Consider the following 19,176-nt stretch of genomic DNA (forward strand, 5'->3'; position numbering starts at 1 on the left):
CCCGCGTGGGATCAGTTGTCCTGGTACAGGGCCTCCAGGGACCGCTTGGGATCGTTGCACCGGGTCACAGCGCTGACCACCAGGATGGCGATGACCGAGGCGGGCACCGCCACGATGGCGCACTGGATGCCGTAGGGCGTGCCCATCAGGGTCCAGATGATGGTGGCCAGGCCGCCCACCAGGATGCCGGCCATGCCGCCGGCGGGGGTCACCTTCTTGGAGAAGAGGGCGAACAGGATGGCCGGGGTGATGGCGGCGCCGTACATGGTATATGCCGTCATCTGCAGGGACAGCACCGTGGGGAAGTACAGGGTCAGCGCCACGGCGATGAAGCTGAACACCACGATGGTAGCCCGCAGGACCAGCATCTTCTGCTTGTCGGTGGCCTTGGTGTTGATGTACCGCTGATAGACGTCGTTGGTCAGGTTGGTGGCGGAGGAGAGCAGATAGCTGTCCGCCGTGGTGACGATGAAGGCCATGCAGGCGCACATCACCAGCGCGCCGAATACCAGGGGCAGATAATCCACAGCCACCTGGAAGATGACGTTGGAGGGCGTCTCCAGCGTGGGATACAGCTTGGCCGCCTGGGTGACGATCAGCACGATGCTGATGATGACCAGGATCTCACCGATGAACATGCCGATGTTGGACTTTTTGGCCTCGTCGCTGTTCTTGGCGGAAGCGAACCGCTGCAGCATGTTCTGGTCACCCAGCATCAGCGCCAGAGAGGGCAGGAAGTAGCCCAGCAGCTCCCAGCCGGACATGCCGCCGGTAAGGGTCATCTTCTCCGGAGGCAGGGTAGCGCCCTGGGCGGAGGCTGCCGCCATCAGGATGGGGATGGCGGCAAAGAAGCCGCCCACCATCAGCAGGGCGCTGACAGCGTCGGAGTAGGCCACGGACACCAGGCCGCCGCCCACGGTGATCACGGCGATGATGATGGTGCAGATGGCCAGCGCCACGCCGTGGGAGATCTCCACACCGCTGGAAGAGCACAGCAGCACGATGATGTCCGCCGCTGCCTTCAGCTGGGTGGCCAGCACGCCCACGTAGGCCAGCATGACGCACAGGGCGGAGATGATGCTGGCGGCCTTGCCGTAGCGGGCCTCCATGATCTCCGGCACTGTGACCTTATTGGACTTGCGGACCTTTCCGGCGATGAAGTACAGCAGGATGATGCCGATGGGGGGCGCCGCGAAGGTGATGAGGCCCACCCAGGGGCCGCCGGTGTACACCACGCTGGCGGAGCCGGTGATGCCGCCGCCGCCGCACCAGGTGGCCAGCAGCGTGCCCACCAGAACGATGAAGGGAATGCGGTGGCCGCCGGTGACCATGTCGTCGGCGGTCTTGACTTTCTTGTGCGCGATGACCATGCCGTAGATCATCAGCAGGAGCAGGTACGCTCCGATGGCAATGATATAACCCATTGTGTTTCTCTCTCCTCTGTTGTGTCGATGGTGGAAAAATTTTACCGCACTGCGGCGGCAATGTCAAGAAGTGCGGAAAGGGGAGGATACCGCCCTCCGCGTTTTGCAAAGAGGCGCACAGGCCGGCGGGCATGGGGCGAAAACAGGCGGGGCGGAGGGGACCGCAGGAAAAACCGGGGAGACTGCTGCCTCCCCGGTTTCGGATCTTACACGGTCACTGGCCCAGATATTTCCGCACCAGCACTTGCAGCAACTCGTCCCGGTCGATCTTGCGGATCAGGGTCCGGGCGTTGTTGTGGTTGGTGATATAGGTGGGATCCTCGGAGAGGATATAGCCCACGATCTGGTTGATGGGATTGTAGCCCTTCTCCTCCAGTGCCTGATAGACGGTGGACAGGATCTGGTGGAGTTCCGCGTCCTTCTCCATCGCAATATTGAATTTCCGGGTAAAATCGTCCATGCAGACACCGCCTTTCTTGTGAGGCAAAGCCAGCCCCAATACAAGACCTAGTATACTCGCTTTTTGAAAGGCTGTAAAGCGTTTCCCGGGGAAATTTACAAAAGATTTTCCGCAGAGGGATGCCGCTCAGCGCAGCACGGCGCCCAGGTCCTTTTCCAGCGTCTCCAGGATGCTCTTCACGTCCGCGTCCGCCGGTCCCGCAAGCGCGGGGCGCTTGCGGGGACCCACCGGCACCTGCGCGGCGGAAGTGAATTCCGCCTGGCGCCAAGGTCCCGGCAAGGCCGGGACGCTTGTACGCGCTGACGCGCGCCCCGCGGTGCGGGGGCCCCGAAGAGGCGGCGGCAGCCTCAGCGCAGCACGGCGCCCAGGTCCTTTTCCAGCGTCTCCAGAATGCTCTTCACATCCGCATCCGCCGGTCCCGCAAGCGCGGGGCGCTTGCGGGGGCCCACCGGCACTTGCGCGGCGGAAGTGAATTCCGCCTGGCGCCAAGGTCCCGGCAAGGCCGGGACGCTTGTACGCGCTGACGCGCGCCCCGCGGTGCGGGGGCCCCGAAGAGGCGGCGGCAGCCTCAGCGCAGCACGGCGCCCAGGTCCTTCTCCAGCGTCTCCAGAATGCTCTTCACATCCGCGTCCGCCTCTTCGCTGGTCAGGGAGCGGTCGTCGGCCCGGAGGGTCAGGCTGAAGGCCACGGACTTCTTGCCCTCGGGGATGCCGGCGCCGGTGTAGATGTCGAACAGGGCCACGTCCTTCAAAAGGCCCTTGGCGCCCTTGCGGATGCAGTCCTCCAGCGCGCCCACGGTGACGGTTTTGTCGCAGACCACGGCGATGTCCCGCTCCACGGCGGGGAACTTGGGCAGGGGCACGTACTCGGGATCGGGACCCTGGGCCTGGCCCAGCTGGTCCAGGCTCAGCTCCGCGCAGTAGAACTCCGTGTCCACGCCGTAATTCCGGGCCGCCAGCGGGTGGATCTGGCCGAAGATGCCGATGCAGCTGCTGCCCGCCCAGACGGTGGCGCAGCGGCCGGGGTGGTAGGAGGCGTCGCTGGGGGCGCCGGTGGGCTCCTGGAAGCGGATCTCGTCCACCCGCAGGTCCTTCAAAATGGCCTCGATGGTACCCTTCATGGCGTAGAAGTCCATATCGCCGCCGTAGGCGCCCAGGGTCAGGACCTTGCGCTCGTCGGCAAGGCCGTCCTCGCCGCCGGGCAGGTAGACCCGGCCCACCTCGTAGAGCTTCACATCCTGGTTGCGGTAGTTGTAGTTCCGGGTCAGGATCTCCAGCATGGAGGGCAGGGTGGTGGTGCGCATGATGGAGGTGTCCTCACCCAGGGGGTTGAGGATCTTGAAGGACTCCCGGCGGGCGTAGTCCGCCGGCCAGAGAATCTTGTCGTACTGGGTGGGGGAGATGAAGGAGTAGGTGATGATCTCGTCATAGCCCATGGCGCGGCACACAGCGCCGCAGCGGCGCTCCAGCAGCTCCTCGGCGCCGAAGCCGCCCAGGGTGGTCTGGCCCCGCATGAGGGTGACGGGGATGTTGTTGTAGCCGTGGAACCGGGCCACTTCCTCCGCCAGGTCCGCCATGCCCTCCACGTCGCCGCGCCAGGAGGGAACGGTCACCTGATCGCCCTCCACGGTGAAGTCCAGCTTCCGGAGGATGCGGACCATCTCGTCCTTTGCCACGTCGGTGCCCAGCAGGCCGTTGATCTTCTCCGGCTCCAGCTTCAGCACCCGGGGCTGGGGCACGAAGTTCAGCACGTCGATGATGCCGTCCACCACCTCACCGGCGCCCAGCAGCTCCACCAACTCGCAGGCGCGGTTGACGGCGGGGAGGGTATTCAGGGGGTCCAGGCCCTTTTCAAACTTGGCGGAGGCCTCGGTCCGCATGCCCAGAGCCAGGGCGGTCTTGCGGATGCAGGTGCCGTCGAAGCAGGCGGACTCGAACACCACGTCGGCGGTGTCCGCCACGATCTCGCTGTTCTCGCCGCCCATGACGCCCGCCAGGCCCACGGCCCGGGTCTCGTCGGCGATGACCAGCATGTTGCCCGTCAGCTTGCGGACGTTGCCGTCCAGGGTGGTTAGCTCCTCGCCGTCGGCGGCCCGGCGGACGATGATCTTGCCGCCCTTGACATAGCGGTAGTCGAAGGCGTGCATGGGCTGGCCGTACTCCAGCATGACGTAGTTGGTGATGTCCACGATGTTGTTGATGGGGCGCACGCCCATGCTCCGCAGCCGCTCCCGCATCCACTTGGGGGAGGGGGCGATCTTCACGTTGCGGACCATCCGGGCGGTGTACCGGGGGCACAGGTCCGCGTCCGGGGTCTCCACGTCCAGAAGGTCCGTCAGCACGCCCTCGGCGCCGCCCTTGACCACGGGCTCGTGGAGCTGCAGGGGCTTGTCGAAGGTGGCCGCCGCCTCCCGGGCCAGGCCGATGACGCTGAGGCAGTCGGGCCGGTTGGGGGTGATCTCAAACTCCACCACGTGGTCGTCGGCGTTGATGACGGGCTTGAGGTCGTCGCCGGGCTTGCAGTCCTCGCGGAGAATGAAAATGCCGTCGGGGATGCAGTGGGGGAACTCCGCCTGCTGGGCGTGGAGATCGGCCAGGGTGCAGATCAGTGCCTTGTCGGTGTTGTACGCGACCATGTCGCCGACGTGAATGTTGGGCAGTGCGGTGTCGTGCGGTGCGATGTGACCGTCGCCCAGGTCCAGAGTAACGGTCCAGCCGTTTTGGTGGGGAATGACCTCCTTGACGCCGGCCGCCACCACGGGGCCGTAGATCTTGTGGCCCGGCTGGACATCGGCGGGGATGGAGGGCTTGGCCGGATCCAGAGGCTTGTAGTCGTTCAGCAGGGCGGCGGGGATGATGGCGGCGTAGGGGAAGTCCCGCTCGTCCAGGCCCAGCTCGTACAGGCCGCACAGCATGCCGTTGGACTCCACGCCCCGCAGCTTGCCCTTCTCGATCTTTTTGCCGCCGGGGAGGGTGGACTTGTGCAGAGCCACGGGCACCAGATCGCCCACATGGACGTTCCAGGCGCCGGTGACGATCTGGACCGGCTGGTCTTGGGCCACGTCCACCTGGCACACCCACATATGGTCGCTGTCCGGGTGGCGCTCCATGGAGAGCACCCGGCCTACCACCACGTTGGAGATCTCGGCCCCCAGGTCCTCGGTGACCTCCACCTTGGATCCGGACAGGGTCATGGCCTCCGCAAATTCCTTGTCATTGGCGTCAACGTCCACAAACTCGCTGAGCCACTTTCTGCTTAATAACATATTGAAACTCCTTCCATTGGGATGGACATATTCAGATTGATCGGCGAAACCTGCCGTTCCGCCTCTCCGCGCCCCGCGCGAAGAAATTCAAATCATTTTCGCCGCGGCGTGTACGTGGCGAAAATACCCCGACCTGCGCGCCCTTGGGGCGCGCGCACCAGTGACCGACGTCACTGGTGGGGGGAATCTAAAGGGGGGACGCAGACCCCTCTTTAAAATTGTTCCAGGAACCGCACGTCGTTCTCGAAGATCAGCCGCAGGTCGGCGATCTTGAACCGGCGCATGGCCGTGCGCTCCAGACCGATGCCGAAGGCCCAGCCGGAGTAGACCTCCGGGTCGATGCCGGCCATCTTCAGCACCTTGGGGTGGATCATGCCGGCGCCCAGCAGCTCGATCCAGCCCTCGCCCTTGCAGGTGGGGCAGCCCACGCCGCCGCACTTGTGGCACTGGACGTCCATCTCGCAGGAGGGTTCGGTGAAGGGGAAGTGGTGGGGGCGGAAGCGGGTCTTGGTGCCCTTGCCGTAGAGCTTTTCCACCAGCGTGTTCAGCGTGCCCTTCAGGTCCGCCATGGTGACGCCCTTGTCGATGACCATGCCCTCCACCTGGTGGAACATGGGGGAGTGGGTGGCGTCCACCTCATCCTTGCGGTAGACGCGGCCGGGGGCGATGATGCGGATGGGCAGCTCCATGGAGTCCATGGCCCTGACCTGCATGGGGCTGGTCTGGGAGCGGAGCATCACCCGGCTGTCGGCGTCGAAGTAGAAGGTGTCGGACCAGTCCCGGGAGGGGTGGCCCTCCTCGGCGTTGAGGCGGTCGAAGTTGTACTCCGCCAGCTCCACCTCGGGGCCGTCCAGCACGGTGAAGCCCATGGAGATGAAGATGTCCTTCAGCTCGTCCAAAGCCTGGTACATGGGATGGCGGCGGCCCAGCTTGGGAGCCTTGCCGGGGATGGTGATGTCCAGGGCCTCGTCCCGGAGCCGCTGCTCCAGGGCCGCCTCCTCCAGCTGGGCGGCCCGGGCCTCCAGGGCGGACTCCAGGTCGGCCCGGACGGCGTTGGCCAGCTGGCCCATGACGGGCCGCTCCTCGGCGGAGAGCTTGCCCATCTGCTTGAGCAAAGCCGTCAGCTCGCCCTTCTTGCCCAGGTACTTCACCCGCAGGGCGTCCAGTCCGGCGGCGTCGCCGGCGGCGGCAAAGTCCGCCAGGGCCTGTTTGCGAATGGCTTCCAGTTGTTCTTTCATATTCCTGATAACTCCTTTTCAAGGATTTCGTGATGTGAGGGGAAGGGCGGGCAACAAAAAAACGCCCTCCGTCCCCGTTGGGACGAAAGGCGAAGCTTCCGCGGTACCACCCAAATTCGCATGGCTCCCCATGCGCACTTGACGCCCCGGTAACGGAGGGCACCCGTCCGTGTCTCCACGGCGGCTCCCGGGCGAACCAGGCCGGACGTTCCGCAGGTCGGCTCGCAGCCGGTGACCGACCCTCTCTTGGCGGCGTTTCACGGTCATTTTCCCGTTCATCGCTGATACAATTACCACTTATAGCACAGAAAGTTGGGAAATGCAAGAGAAAAATCCCCCCGTCGTCAATTTTTGCCGGGCGGCCGGGAGGGATTGCAAAGACAGTGCCGTTTTTTTATAATGTGTGCAGAGACGATCATGAAAAACGGAGGTGCCACCCTATGAAACTGACCACATCCGCCCAGATGCGGGAACTGGACCGGCAGGCCATCGAGGACCGGGGCATCCCCTCCATCGGCCTGATGGAGCGGGCGGCAAAGGCGGTGGCCGGCGCGGCGCTGGAATTGCTGCCGGACCGGCCGGGCCGGTGCACGGCGGCGGTGCTGTGCGGCGCCGGGAACAACGGTGGGGACGGCATCGGCGCGGCGCGGCATCTGTTTTTGAAGGGCGTCCGGGTCCGGGCGTTTCTGGCGGGCAGCTATGAAAAGCTGACTCCCGACGCCCTGGAGGAGACGGGGCGCCTCAGCGAGTGCGGCGTGGAGCTGGAGCCCTTCGATCCGGCGGATCCGGACCAACGGCGCTTCGTGCTGGGGGCGGACGTGTGCGTGGACGCCCTCTTCGGTGTGGGCCTCAGCCGTCCCGTCGCCCCCGACAGCGCCTATGCCGCCGCCATCGGGTGGATGAACGAAAGCCGGGGGGCTGTGGTGGCTGCCGACATCGCCAGCGGCGTGGAGGCGGACACGGGCCGCATCCTGGGCGCCGCCGTCCGGGCGGACCGGACCGTCACCTTCACCCTGCCCAAGATCGGCCAGGCGGCGGGGGACGGGGCATTGCATTCCGGCAGGGTGGACGTCATCGATATCGGCATCCCGGCGGACCTGGTGCGCGGGCTCCGGTGCCCGGCCCAGACCGTGGAGCGGGACTTCGTCCGGGCGGCCCTGCCGCCCCGGAGGGCCGACGGCCACAAGGGCACCTTCGGCAAGGTGCTGGTGGCAGGCGGCGCCGTGGGCTACACCGGCGCGCCGTACCTCTCGGCCTCCGCCGCGGTCCGGGGCGGCGCCGGGCTGGTGTACCTGGGCGTGCCGGCGGCCATCTGGGCCGTGGAGGCCGCCAAGTGCACCGGCGCCATGCCCTTCCCCCTGGAGGACAGGCACGGTGCGCTGTCCCGCAAGGCCCTGGAGGAACTGCGGGAGCGGGTGAAGGCGTGCGACGTGCTGGCCCTGGGGCCGGGCCTGAGCCGGGAGAAGGAGGCGGCGGAGCTGGCCCGGGCGCTGCTGGCGGAGGCGCAGTGCCCGGTGGTGCTGGACGCCGACGGCATAAACGCCCTGGCCGGGCATATGGATGTACTGGACGCCCGGCGGGATCGGATCACGGTGCTGACGCCCCACGACGGGGAGTTCGCCCGGATCGGCGGGGACCTGACCGGCGGGGACCGGGTGGGGGCCGCCAGAGACTTCGCCGCCGCCCACGGCTGCGTGCTGGTGCTCAAGGGCCACCGGACGGTGACGGCGTCGCCGGCGGGCAACGTGCTGGTGAACACCACCGGCACCTCCGCCCTGGCCAAGGGCGGCAGCGGCGACGTGCTGACGGGGCTCATCGCCGCCCTGTTGGCCCAGGGGGCCCCGGCGGTCCAGGCGGCGGCGGGGGCCGTGTGGCTCCACGGCCGCGCCGGGGAAGTGGCGGAGGGGCGGCTCACCGCCTACGGCGCCGCCCCGGAGGACGTGGTGTCCGCCCTGCCGGAGGCATTCCGGGAGATTTTGGAGTAACGGAGGTTTTGCGGGTGCGCAAGTGGATGTGCGTACCAATGATGACCCTGTGCCTGCTGCTGGCCGGCTGCGGCGGAGCGGGCGGGGAAGCCGGGCCCGACGCGGCGTCGCTGCGCCGGCCCTACGCCGACATGGCGGGCTGCGAGATGACCGCGGAGGTCGCCTGGAGCGAGGGGGAGCAGCTGTGGCAGGCGGAGGTCCTGTGCACCTACGTCCCCGGCGGGGAGACCACGGTGGAGGTGCTCTCTCCGGAGACCATCGCCGGGGTCCGGGCGGTCATCACCGGGGAGGAACTGTCCCTGGAATATGAGGACCTGTGCCTGGGGGCCGGGACGCTCAGCTCCCAGGAGGTGAGCCCTCTTGCCTGCCTGCCCCGGCTGATGAGCGCCCTGCGGGACGGGTGGCTGCTGGAGGAGAACACCGAGGACTGGAACGGCACACCCTGCCTGCGGCTGACCGTGGACCAGAGCGGTCCCCAGGACGGGAAGATCCTCTCCACGGTCTGGCTCCGCACGGAGGACGGCACCCCGGTCCGGGGGGAGATCGCCGTGGAGGACGAAATCATTTTGACGGCGGACTTTACGGAGTTCCTCTTTTATGATACAATGGACGCCGACGATCAGGCGGGGCAGGAGGCTTCTCCCGCCGCCTGAGAGGCACATACAGTCAGAAGGTGACCCAACAAGTATGGAAGATACGATCTTACGGCGCACCTGGGCGGAGATCGACCTGGACGCCCTGGCCCACAACTACCGCCGGGCCAGGGAGCTGACGGGGCCCGGCGTGCGGTATCTGGGCGTGGTGAAGGCCGACGCCTACGGCCACGGTGCCATCCAGGTGGCCGCCCAACTGGAGGAGCTGGGGGCCGACTACCTGGCGGTGTCCAGTCTGGACGAGGCCCGGGAGCTGCGCCACGGCGGCATCGACGCCCCCATCCTGATCCTGGGGCACACCCCGCCGGAGATGGTGCCGGAGCTGATCCGCTACCACATCACCCAGGCGGTGTCCGCCCGGGCCAAGGCGGAGGAGTACAATGCCGCGGCGTCTGCCTGCGGCGGGAGGCTGAAGGTCCACATCAAGGTGGATACCGGCATGTCCCGGCTGGGTTTCCTGGTGCGGGACGAACACTTTGACGGCGGCGTGGAGGCCATCGCCGCCTCCTGCGCCCTGCCGGGGCTGGAGGCGGAGGGCATCTTCACCCACTTCGCCGTCTCCGACGAGGACGATACGGACAGCGAGGCCTACACCCGGGAGCAGTTCGCCCTGTTCCTGCGGGTGGTGAACGCCCTGGCGGAGCGGGGGCGGACCTTCCCCATCCGCCACTGCGCCAACAGCGGCGCCCTGGCCCGGTATCCGGAGATGTACCTGGATATGGTCCGGCCCGGCATCGCCCTGTACGGCGTGGGAGCCGACGCCAAGCGGCTGGGCCTGCGGCCGGTGATGACCCTCAAGTCCAGCGTCTCCACCATCAAGATCTTCGACCCCGGCACCGACATCAGCTACGGCCGCACCTACCGCGCGGCGGACAAGGCCCGCATCGGCGTGCTGCCCATCGGCTATGCCGACGGGCTGTTCCGGGGGCTTTCCAACCGCCTTGCCGTGGTGACGGACCAGGGGCCCGCCCCCATCCGGGGTCGGATCTGCATGGACATGACCATGGTGGATCTGACCGGCCTGCCCGACGTGAAGGTGGGCAGCGAGGTGGAGATCTTCGGCCGGCGCCAGAGCGTGGACCATCTGGCGCAGCTGCTGGACACCATTTCCTACGAGCTGCTCTGCGCCGTCAGCAAGCGGGTGCCCCGGGTCTACCTGCGGGACGGACAGGTGGTGGAACGGGCCCTGCGCCTCCAGTAAAGTCACACTTCGCACCGCCGCCGCATAGGATACTGCGGGGCGAGGACGCCGGAATTTTACCCACTTGACGGAATAAATTCCGATCCTGCGTGGGAGAATGAAAGTGGCCTCACCGGACAGAGCGTCCGGTGATGGGTACTTCATTTCGGCGGAGTGTGAACTTTGTGGATACGAGTGTCAAGCGCGGCGATATTTACTATGCCGATCTCTCCCCGGTGGTCGGCAGTGAGCAGGGCGGCGTCCGGCCGGTCCTGATCATCCAGAACGACACCGGAAACCGTTACAGCCCCACCGTGATCGCGGCGGCCATCACTTCCCAGACCGGGAAGGCCCGGCTGCCCACACATATCGACCTCCCCGTGGAACAGAGCTGCGGCCTGAGCCGGGATTCCGTGGTCCTGCTGGAGCAGGTGCGGACCCTGGATAAAAAGCGGCTGCGGGAGAAAATGGGCCATGTGGAGGAAGGCGTGATGGAGCGGGTGGACCTGGCGATCGCAGTGAGCTTCGGACTGCCTCACGACCAGCTGGTCTGAGAGATGGTTCCCCTGAAAAGGGCGGCCCCTTTTCAGGGGAACGTCAGAATAAGCGTCTACCCGGCGCGGCGGCCTTCTGCCGCAAAGGCGGACAGGCCCGGCGTCGGGCGGAAAGGATGGTACATATGAAGAAAAATCGTTGGTATCTGCGGATGGCGGCCATGCTGGCGCTGAGCCTGGTGCTCAGCTGCACCGTGTCCCTGGCGGCGGAGGCCGGGTCCTCCCAGGATCCCCTGGTGACCCTCAGCTACCTCAACGACACCTTCCTGGGACAGATCCTGGAGAAGGTGGACGCCAAGATCGCCCAGCGCAACAGTCAGATCGTCCAGCAGCTGGGCGGCCAGACTACCTCCGGCGGCACCACCACGGCCTCCGTCTTCACGGTGGTGACCCTCTCCAGCGGCCAGGTTCTCACCGGAGACATCGGCTGCGAGGTGATGCTGCGGGTGGGCACCGCCACCTGCGTGGCCCCCTCCAGCCCGGGCCTGATCGACGAGAGCGCCGCCACCACCCTGGCCGGCGGGGCCGCTCTGGTGCAGAACCACCTGTATATGATGACCGTGGAGGGACGGGGCGTCAAGGCCACCGCCGCCACCACCAAGCTGCTGGTCCGGGGAAGCTATACCATCGCCTGACCGCGTGTGGGCATACCCGCGCCCGTCTGCGCATAGGATTGCGCAGACGGGCGTTTTCGCGGAAGGGAGCGGGGGTATGGACAAGTTTCCGCTGTTGTGGAAGGAGCGGTCCGTGGGCGAGCTGACGGCGGAGCGGGAGGCGCTGTACACCTGCTTTTCCGTCCGCTGCGCCCTGCCGGGGGAGGGACTTTGGTGCGCCTGGGCCGTAGGGGACCGGGGAGAGCTGCGGCTGGGGGTCCTGGAGCCCCAGGGGGACGCGGCGGTGCTGCGGCGGCGCTTTTCCCACCGGATGACCGCCCCGGCGGGGCGGCTGCTGCGGGGAGAGGTGCGGCCCGCCTCGCCGCCGGAGGAGGCGGCGGGGGACTGGGCTCCCGCGGAGGCCGAGGCGCTGTTCCGCTCCCCCTGGCTGCGCCGCGGACTGCGGGAGGTCCCCGGCCTTCTGTGGCGGCGGGAGGGGCAGACGCTGCTGCTGGCGGTGCCCTATGACCCCCGGCGGCCGGTGCCGCTGACGGGCCTGTTCTGCTTCGCCAGGCCCTGCCGGGTTCGGGGTGAGCGGTACTGGGTGTATGCCTTTGACAGCCGGGAGCGGCCGGTGCTGTGAAAATCAGGAAAAAGATGTGCCGGACGCAAATTATGTATACCATATTAAAAAAAGGTGTGGTATAATAACGCAGAAGCGGCCACCATATGTTGCGTTCCGCCCCACCGGCGGAGCGGCCGCTTGGTCCGGGCCGCTCCGGATCGTCCCGGAGCGAGACCGCCGGCGCCCGCCGGCGAACATCGGGAGGTCAGCCATGAAATGCCCCTATTGCGGATACAGTGAGAGCAAGGTCATCGATTCCCGCCCTGCCGACGAGAACAGCAGCATCCGCCGCCGGCGGGAGTGCCTGTCCTGCGGCAAGCGCTTCACCACCTATGAGACGGTGGAGAGTTTGCCCATGGTGGTGGTGAAGAAGGACGGCAGCCGTCAGAGCTTTGAGCGGCGCAAGGTCCTGGGCGGCATGATCCGGGCCTGTGAGAAGCGGCCGGTCCCCTTGGCGGAGCTGGAGAAAATTGCCGCGGAGATCGAGCAGGACCTGCAAAACTCCATGGACCGGGAGATCAGTACCGAGATCGTCGGCGAGAAGGTCATGGAGCGGCTGCGGGCCGTGGACCAGGTGGCCTATGTGCGCTTTGCCTCCGTCTACCGCCAGTTCAAGGACATCGACACCTTCATGGCGGAGCTGAACAAGCTCCTGGCCGACAACCGCTGACAGTCACAGGACGTTCTTCACATTGAGCCGCTCCATCTCCGCCAGCAGGCGCAGCTGATCCCGCAGGTCCGCCAGCTCCGCCCGGAACTCCGTCAGTTCCCGGGTGGCGGCAAAGGCCAGGGCCCGCCGGTACATGGCCTCGGCGTCGTCCACGGCGTCGTGCTCCGTGACGATGTGGAGGTAGGTCTGCTTGCCGGACCAGTCGGCGTAGCTGTCCGCCAGGATCTCCACGGCCCGGCTCCAATCCTCCGCCTGAGCCAGGGCGTCGGCCTGCTCCACCTGGGCGCGCCAGCGGTCCGTGTGGGCGGTCATGGCGGCGCCGTTCCAGAGGGCGAAGGCCAGGATGGCCGCCAGCACCGCCAGAGGCTTGAGGTAGGCTTTCATGGCGTCGGCTCCTTTTTCACGCAGAATACAGTGCCGTCCTCGTCCAGGGTCATCAGGAACACCTCCCGGGGGGAGGCGGCCTTTTCCCGGGACAGCTGCTTTTTCAGCCACTGCTCGTCCCGGCCGCAGGCAGCGAGGTTCTGCCGGAGGAGCCGGCCGTCGTTGATGAGCACCGTGGGCAGCGTTACGTCGTCCTTGAGGTCCAGCCCCAGCTGCTGAGCGGTGGGGGGCTGCTGGGCCGTCCAGGGAAAGACCGACAGCTGGCCGGAGTTTTCCAGCACCGCGTATTTCACGTCCGCCACCCGGCTGTATCCCTGCTCCCGCAGCTCCTCCAGGAGCTCGTCCAGGGTGTAGCGGTTTTTCCGCATGGCCGACTGACAGATGCGGCCCTTTTCGATGAGAATGGCGGGCGTTCCGCAGATCAAGGCCCGGAGCCGCAAATGGTGTAAAGAGAGTTGACTTAACAGGAGAGAGAGGGACAGCAGCGTCAAAATGGGCACCACGCCCGCCAGCAGCGGGATCCCGAAGTCCTGCATGGGGACAGTGGCCAGGTCCGAGATCATCATGGTCAGGACCAGCTCGCTGGGCTCCAGCTCGCCGATCTGCCGCTTTCCCATGAGCCGCAGGCCGATCATGATGAGAAAGTACAGGATGCAGGAGCGGGCAAAGGCGGTCATCACAGGCGGTCACCTCCTGCCGGATAGTATGTGCCGGCGGGAAATTTCCATACGGGGATACGGCCCCACAGGGGCGTTTTCATATCTCACCACAAGCGCAGAAGGAAAGGAGGACTATGGGCTTGCCCATCAACAGCGCCTGGTCCTGTAATGGATAAAACCTTTACAGGATGACGAGGAGAGGGGAGTATCGAACCACTCGGCGGATGCCCCTCCGCGCCCGCGGGGCGCGTGACACGGTCCGGAAAAACGCGGGCGACCGCGCAACAAAGGGACCGCGACCGCGGAAGGGGAAGGGACGGCTGCGCGTCCGGCCCCCGCGAAATGAAGTTTTGAATATTCAGGAGGAATTCTTTGATATGTGCGGAATTATTGGATTTGTGGGCCGGGAGCCGGCCGCCCCGATCTTGCTGGAGGGCCTTGCCCGGATGGAGTACCGGGGCTACGACTCCGCCGGCGTGGCGGTGCGCTCTGAGACCCGCGGCCTCCAGGTGAAAAAGGCCAAGGGCCGTCTCCAGGTGCTCTCCGACATGATCCACGGCGGCGCCGATCTGGAGGGCACTCTGGGCATTGGCCATACCCGCTGGGCCACCCACGGCGAGCCCAACGACGCCAACGCCCACCCCCATGTCAGCGAGAACGGCCAGATCGCCCTGGTCCACAACGGCATTATCGAGAACTATCTGGAGCTGAAGGAGCACCTGCAGAAGCTGGGCGTCACCTTCCACTCCGATACGGACTCCGAGGTGGTGGCCCAGCTGCTGGAGTTCCACTACAACGAGTGCGGCAATATGCTGGAGGCCGTGGGCCGCTGCCTGCGCCGGATCGAGGGCTCCTACGCCCTGGGCATCATCTGTGCCGACTATCCCAACGCCCTGATCGCCGCCCGGAAGGACAGTCCCCTCATCATCGGCTACGGCAAGGGCGGCAACTATATCGCCTCCGACGTGACCGCCGTGCTGAAGTACACCCGGGAGGTCACTTATATGGACGACGGCGAGATCGCCGTCCTGACCGCCGACACCGTGGATGTGTTCGACGACGAGCTGGTGCCGGTGGAGAAGAAGCACAGCCAGGTGGACTGGGACGTGTCCGCCGCCGAGAAGGGCGGCTACCCCCACTTCATGCTCAAGGAGATCATGGAGCAGCCCGAGGCCATCCGCAAGACCATCTCTCCCCGCATCCGGGACGGCCGGGTGGTGCTGGACGACCTGCACATGCCCGAGGACTACGTCCGGGAGATCTCCCGCATCTTCATCATCGCCTGCGGCTCCAGCTATCACGTGGGTATGGTCAGCAAGTACAACTGGGAAAAGCTGATGCGCCGCCCGGTGGAGGTGGTGCTGGCCAGCGAGTTCCGCTACTGCGACCCGCTGGTGGATGAAAAGACCCTGGTCATCGTCATCAGCCAGTCCGGCGAGACTCTGGACACCATGGCCGCCATGCGGGAGGCCAAGCGCCGGGGCGGCCGGACCCTGGCCATCGTCAACGTGGTGGGCTCCTCCATCGCCCGGGACGCCGACGACGTGCTCTACACCTGGGCCGGCCCCGAAATCGCCGTGGCCACCACCAAGGCCTACACCACCCAGCTGGTGCTGATGGACCTGGTGGGCCTGTACCTGGCGGAAAAGCTGGGGACCGTGGATCCCAAGGAGTACGACACCATCGTCTCCCAGGTCCAGACCCTGCCGGACCTGATGCAGCAGTTCCTGGATCACACCGAGGACATCCCCTATTTTGCCTCCCGGTACTTCAATCACAACTCCATCTTCTTCATCGGCCGGAACCTGGACTACGCCATGGGCCTGGAGGGCTCCCTGAAGCTCAAGGAGATCAGCTATATCCACTCCGAGGCCTACGCCTCCGGCGAGCTCAAGCACGGCACCATCTCCCTGATCGAGGAGGGGACGCTGGTGGTGGCCCTGGGTACCTATGCGCCGCTGTTCGACAAGGCCATGAGCAACGTGGTGGAGGTGAAGGCCCGGGGCGCCGAGGTACTGGCGCTGACCACCGAGGCCTTCCGGTCCAAGATGGAGAAGAACGCCGACGCCATCATCGCCGTGCCGGAGGTGCATCCGGTCCTGCAGCCCTCCCTGGGCGTGGTGCCGCTGCAGCTGTTCTCCTACTACGTGGCGCTGCAGCGGGGCTGCGACATCGACAAGCCCCGGAACCTGGCAAAGTCCGTCACCGTGGAGTAAGCCGAAGGCCGCAGCGCCACAGCGCGCCGGGTGGCGCGTCAAGCGTTTTGCGGAGCAAAACCTTGAAATCGGGCGAATTCACTTCGGCCGATTTGAGTTCCATGCGGGGCCCCCGCAAAAGCGTCGCTTTTGTGGGGCGCGCTGCAGCGGGGCTGCGACATCGACAAGCCCCGGAACCTGGCAAAGTCCGTCACGGTGGAATAAGCCGAAGGCCGCAGCGCCACAGCGCGCCGGATGGCGCGTCAAGCGTTTTGCGGAGCAAAACCTTGAAATCGGGCGAATTCACTTCGGCCGATTTGAGTTCCATGCGGGGTCCCCGCAAAAGCGGCGCTTTTGTGGGGCGCGCTGCAGCGGGGCTGCGACATCGACAAGCCCCGGAACCTGGCAAAGTCCGTCACGGTGGAATAAGCCCAAAAGCCGCCCGCGTTTTCTGCGCGGGCGGCTTTTTGCATCGTTTTCGCATCTTTTCCCTGGAAATCTCCGACGGAGAGGCGTCTGCGGTTGACAGGGAAAAGCGGCTATGATAATATGTAAACCAGTTCCAATGAGGGCTCTCCTCCGGGAGAAGCCCTTTTTTTCAGGCGCGCAGCGTCGAATGATGACGAAAGGACACGGAAGAGCATGAGAAAAAAGCGAATTCTGGCAGCGCTGACCGCCCTGGCCCTGTCGGCGGGGCTGACGGCAGTACCGGCGAAGGCCGCCTTCACCGATACCGCCGGCCACTGGGCCGAGGGGGCCATTACCAAGTGGAGTGAGCAGTACGGCATCATCAACGGCTATGAGGACGGCACCTTCCGGCCCGACGCCTCCATCACCCGGGGCGCTTTCGCCGGTATTCTGGACCGCTTTTTGAAGTACCAGGCCGTCTCCCCGGCGGAGACCTTTTCCGACACCGTCGGGACCTACTGGGAGCAGCAGATCCTCAAGCTCCACGCAGCGGGCGTGTATCTGGGCAACAACGGCCAGGCTCTGGCCGGGGACACCATCACCCGCCAGCAGGCGGTGACCATGATCGCCCGGGCCTTCAACGTCACCGGCACCTCCACGGCGCTGCCCTATGCCGACGCCGCCGATATCGCCTCCTATGCTCAGGCGCCGCTGGCGGAGATGACCGCCCGGGGCTACATCACCGACTGTGCCGACGGCCGCTTCCGTCCCACGGAGCCCATCACCCGGGCGGAGATCGTCAACATCCTCAACAACATGGTCACGGTGCTGGTGCAGACCTCCGCCGTCTACTCCGCTCCGGTGGAGGGGACGCTGATGATCAACGCCAGCGAAGGCGCTTATTTAAAAGGTATGTCCATCTCCGGCGATCTGATCGTGGCACCGGGCGTCACCGGACCTGTGGTGCTGGAATATGTGACCGTGGGCGGCACGGTTCGAAACTTCAGCAATGTGGAACTCACCGTTATCGCCGATACCTCCAAGCCGGAGCAGACCCCCGGCGGGTCCACCGGCCAGCAGCCGTCCGCCGGCATCCAGCCCAGTGAGGTCTACACCCCCTCTCCCACCACCGGGGAGTACATCACATACAGCGGCAAGCAGTACCCGGTCTATGCGGGCGTGGAGCCCAACCGCTTTGCCCAGAACGACTTTATCTGGGATCCGGTCCATCCCGACCGGCTGATGTACGTGGGCGGAGCCTGTTCCACCAGCTTCGGCATCGACGTGTCCGCCTACCAGAACCGGGAGTGTGAGAACAACACCATCGACTGGCAGGCCGTCCGCAACGACGGCGTGGAGTTCGCCATGGTCCGCATCGGCCTGCGGGGCACCTCCACCGGTGCCATCCATGCCGACGCCTTCTACAAGCAGAACATCGAGGGCGCCATGGCGGCGGGGATCCAGACCGGCGTGTACTTCTTCGCCCAGGCCATCACCGTGGAGGAGGCCATCGAGGAGGCGGACTTCGTACTGAGCCTGCTGGAGGGCCACCAGATCAACGGCCCCGTGGCCTACGACTGGGAGATGCACGACTCCAGCTACCGTGTCTACGGCACCACGCCGGAGATGGCCACCGCCTGCGCCATCGCCTTCTGCCGGCGGATCGAGGAGGCCGGCTACAAGGCCATGGTCTACGCCGGGCAGTACGTCAGCTATGTCAAGTACGACCAGGGCGCCCTGGCACCGTACCTGAGCTGGTATCCCGAGTACAAGAGCGCCTCTTCTGAAAAGCTGTACCCGACCCTCTACTACCGGATGGACTACTGGCAGTTCTCCAGCAGCTGCGCCATCGCCGGCATCGGCGACGGCAGGACCACCAAGGTGGACGCCAACATCCGCTTCAACTGGTGAGCGCGAACAGACAGCGCCCGGAGGTATCGCCTCCGGGCGCTGTTCACAAAAGGGAAGGGGAGTGGTTACTTGCGGTTCTCCTTCTGATTGCGGTTTTCCTTCTGGGGCTGCTGGTTCTGGGTGCGGTTTTCCTTCTGGTTGTTGTTCCGGTTCTCGTTGGGCATGGGGACACCTCCTTTCGCCTGTTTGAGTACGGATGTATTCTGGCCGGACCGGCGGAAAATATTCACCTTCCAGGAAAAAAATATGGTTGACAAACGGAACTGTCCCTGGTATACTAAATCAGCAAAACAAAGAAGGCTGATCGCATCCGCCTCACCTCCCGCCCAAGGCAAAGAGGTCAACAACGTCGTTATCAGACCGCCGTACAGGTGGTTTGTTGTTGCGCGGATGCCAAGGATGGTATCCGCGTTTTGTGATTTTTGAATGGAGGTGCTTCGACCATAGCTAAGTTAGTGCATGAACTGAACGAGGACATCCGCGACAGGGAGATCCGTCTGATCGGTGAACAGGGCGAGCAGCTGGGCATCATGTCCTCGGCAGAGGCTCTGAAGATCGCCGATGAGCAGGGTCTGGACCTGGTGAAGATCTCGCCCCAGGCCGTTCCCCCGGTCTGCAAGCTGATGAATTACGGCAAGTTCCGGTTCGAGCAGAGCAAGCGGGAAAAAGAGGCCAGAAAGAACCAGCATGTGGTGGAGATCAAGGAGATCCGGATGTCTCCGGGGATCGACGTTGGAGACTTCAACACGAAGCTCAAGAACGCGCAGAAGTTCATCGCCGACGGCAACCGGGTCAAAGTGTCCGTTCGTTTCCGGGGCCGCGAGATGGCGCACACCGACATTGGCCGGGATCTGCTGGAGCGCTTTGCCGCTGAATGTGCCGAGACCGCCAATCTGGACAAGAGTCCCAAGCTGGAGGGCCGGATGATGTCCATTTTCCTCTCTCCCAAGCCCAACAAATAATACCTGAGAT

18 protein-coding genes are annotated in these 19,176 nt (G+C 65.3%); 10 read left to right on the forward strand and 8 right to left on the reverse strand.

The window, feature by feature from the left end; all coding sequences use genetic code 11:
* Nucleotides 1-11: 11 nt before the first annotated feature.
* The 6 genes from ACVDHE_RS12080 to ACVDHE_RS12105 all read right to left on the reverse strand — a co-directional run bounded on the left by ACVDHE_RS12080 (nt 12) and on the right by ACVDHE_RS12105 (nt 6,387).
* Nucleotides 12-1,424, reverse strand: a complete 1,413-nt coding sequence (locus tag ACVDHE_RS12080) for a sodium:solute symporter family protein (RefSeq protein WP_458884708.1) — start codon at nt 1,422-1,424, stop codon at nt 12-14.
* Nucleotides 1,425-1,638: 214 nt separating this feature from the next.
* Nucleotides 1,639-1,884: an IreB family regulatory phosphoprotein gene (locus ACVDHE_RS12085; RefSeq protein WP_213038261.1), complete on the reverse strand. Its 246-nt coding sequence runs from the start codon at nt 1,882-1,884 to the stop codon at nt 1,639-1,641.
* A gap of 126 nt (nt 1,885-2,010) precedes the next feature.
* On the reverse strand, nt 2,011-2,163 hold the full coding sequence (locus tag ACVDHE_RS12090; RefSeq protein ID WP_418725085.1) for a hypothetical protein: 153 nt from the start codon (nt 2,161-2,163) through the stop codon (nt 2,011-2,013).
* 68 nt (nt 2,164-2,231) lie between these two features.
* The gene (locus ACVDHE_RS12095) at nt 2,232-2,384 is read right to left on the reverse strand and encodes a hypothetical protein (protein ID WP_418725085.1); all 153 of its coding nucleotides are present in this window, start codon (nt 2,382-2,384) and stop codon (nt 2,232-2,234) included.
* Nucleotides 2,385-2,452: 68 nt separating this feature from the next.
* Nucleotides 2,453-5,149, reverse strand: a complete 2,697-nt coding sequence (gene pheT / locus ACVDHE_RS12100; protein ID WP_458884709.1) for a phenylalanine--tRNA ligase subunit beta — start codon at nt 5,147-5,149, stop codon at nt 2,453-2,455.
* Between the two features lie 212 nt (nt 5,150-5,361).
* Nucleotides 5,362-6,387, reverse strand: a complete 1,026-nt coding sequence (locus ACVDHE_RS12105) for a phenylalanine--tRNA ligase subunit alpha (protein WP_213038263.1) — start codon at nt 6,385-6,387, stop codon at nt 5,362-5,364.
* A gap of 440 nt (nt 6,388-6,827) precedes the next feature.
* Between ACVDHE_RS12105 and ACVDHE_RS12110 the strand changes: the two genes are divergently transcribed.
* From ACVDHE_RS12110 to nrdR, 7 genes are all read left to right on the forward strand, one after another.
* Nucleotides 6,828-8,372 carry an NAD(P)H-hydrate dehydratase gene (locus ACVDHE_RS12110; protein ID WP_458884710.1) on the forward strand — a complete coding sequence of 515 codons (1,545 nt, stop codon included), beginning with the start codon at nt 6,828-6,830 and terminating at the stop codon, nt 8,370-8,372.
* A 14-nt stretch (nt 8,373-8,386) separates the two neighbouring features.
* Nucleotides 8,387-9,025 (forward strand): hypothetical protein, encoded by a 639-nt coding sequence (locus tag ACVDHE_RS12115; protein WP_325225459.1) that lies wholly within the window; start codon nt 8,387-8,389, stop codon nt 9,023-9,025.
* A gap of 34 nt (nt 9,026-9,059) precedes the next feature.
* The gene (gene alr / locus ACVDHE_RS12120) at nt 9,060-10,226 is read left to right on the forward strand and encodes an alanine racemase (RefSeq protein WP_325225457.1); all 1,167 of its coding nucleotides are present in this window, start codon (nt 9,060-9,062) and stop codon (nt 10,224-10,226) included.
* Nucleotides 10,227-10,390: 164 nt separating this feature from the next.
* Nucleotides 10,391-10,759 carry a type II toxin-antitoxin system PemK/MazF family toxin gene (locus tag ACVDHE_RS12125; RefSeq protein ID WP_325225455.1) on the forward strand — a complete coding sequence of 123 codons (369 nt, stop codon included), beginning with the start codon at nt 10,391-10,393 and terminating at the stop codon, nt 10,757-10,759.
* Between the two features lie 125 nt (nt 10,760-10,884).
* A complete protein-coding gene (locus ACVDHE_RS12130; RefSeq protein ID WP_458884711.1) occupies nt 10,885-11,394 on the forward strand; it encodes a hypothetical protein in 510 nt (169 codons plus the stop codon).
* A gap of 76 nt (nt 11,395-11,470) precedes the next feature.
* Complete coding sequence (locus ACVDHE_RS12135; protein WP_213038269.1) at nt 11,471-11,995, forward strand: hypothetical protein; 525 nt, start codon at nt 11,471-11,473, stop codon at nt 11,993-11,995.
* Nucleotides 11,996-12,188: 193 nt separating this feature from the next.
* On the forward strand, nt 12,189-12,647 hold the full coding sequence (gene nrdR / locus ACVDHE_RS12140) for a transcriptional regulator NrdR (RefSeq protein WP_213038270.1): 459 nt from the start codon (nt 12,189-12,191) through the stop codon (nt 12,645-12,647).
* A 3-nt stretch (nt 12,648-12,650) separates the two neighbouring features.
* On the opposite strand, the gene ACVDHE_RS12145 is transcribed toward nrdR, so the two are convergent.
* Together ACVDHE_RS12145 and ACVDHE_RS12150 are read right to left on the reverse strand one after the other, a co-directional pair.
* A complete protein-coding gene (locus ACVDHE_RS12145) occupies nt 12,651-13,031 on the reverse strand; it encodes a DUF4363 family protein (protein WP_213038271.1) in 381 nt (126 codons plus the stop codon).
* Complete coding sequence (locus ACVDHE_RS12150) at nt 13,028-13,708, reverse strand: DUF421 domain-containing protein (protein WP_325225914.1); 681 nt, start codon at nt 13,706-13,708, stop codon at nt 13,028-13,030. The genes ACVDHE_RS12145 and ACVDHE_RS12150 overlap by 4 nt, the downstream gene beginning before the upstream one ends.
* Before the next feature lie 359 nt (nt 13,709-14,067).
* Here ACVDHE_RS12150 and glmS point away from each other — a divergent pair, with 359 nt between their 5' ends.
* The 3 genes from glmS to infC all read left to right on the forward strand — a co-directional run bounded on the left by glmS (nt 14,068) and on the right by infC (nt 19,166).
* Entirely contained in the window at nt 14,068-15,906 is a 1,839-nt protein-coding gene (gene glmS / locus ACVDHE_RS12155; RefSeq protein WP_213038273.1) for a glutamine--fructose-6-phosphate transaminase (isomerizing), read from the forward strand.
* A gap of 621 nt (nt 15,907-16,527) precedes the next feature.
* Nucleotides 16,528-18,204: a GH25 family lysozyme gene (locus ACVDHE_RS12160; protein WP_458884712.1), complete on the forward strand. Its 1,677-nt coding sequence runs from the start codon at nt 16,528-16,530 to the stop codon at nt 18,202-18,204.
* A gap of 455 nt (nt 18,205-18,659) precedes the next feature.
* Nucleotides 18,660-19,166: a translation initiation factor IF-3 gene (infC, locus tag ACVDHE_RS12165; RefSeq protein ID WP_213038275.1), complete on the forward strand. Its 507-nt coding sequence runs from the start codon at nt 18,660-18,662 to the stop codon at nt 19,164-19,166.
* Nucleotides 19,167-19,176: the final 10 nt, after the last annotated feature.

It is taken from the genome of Dysosmobacter sp. Phy (assembly GCF_054476235.1).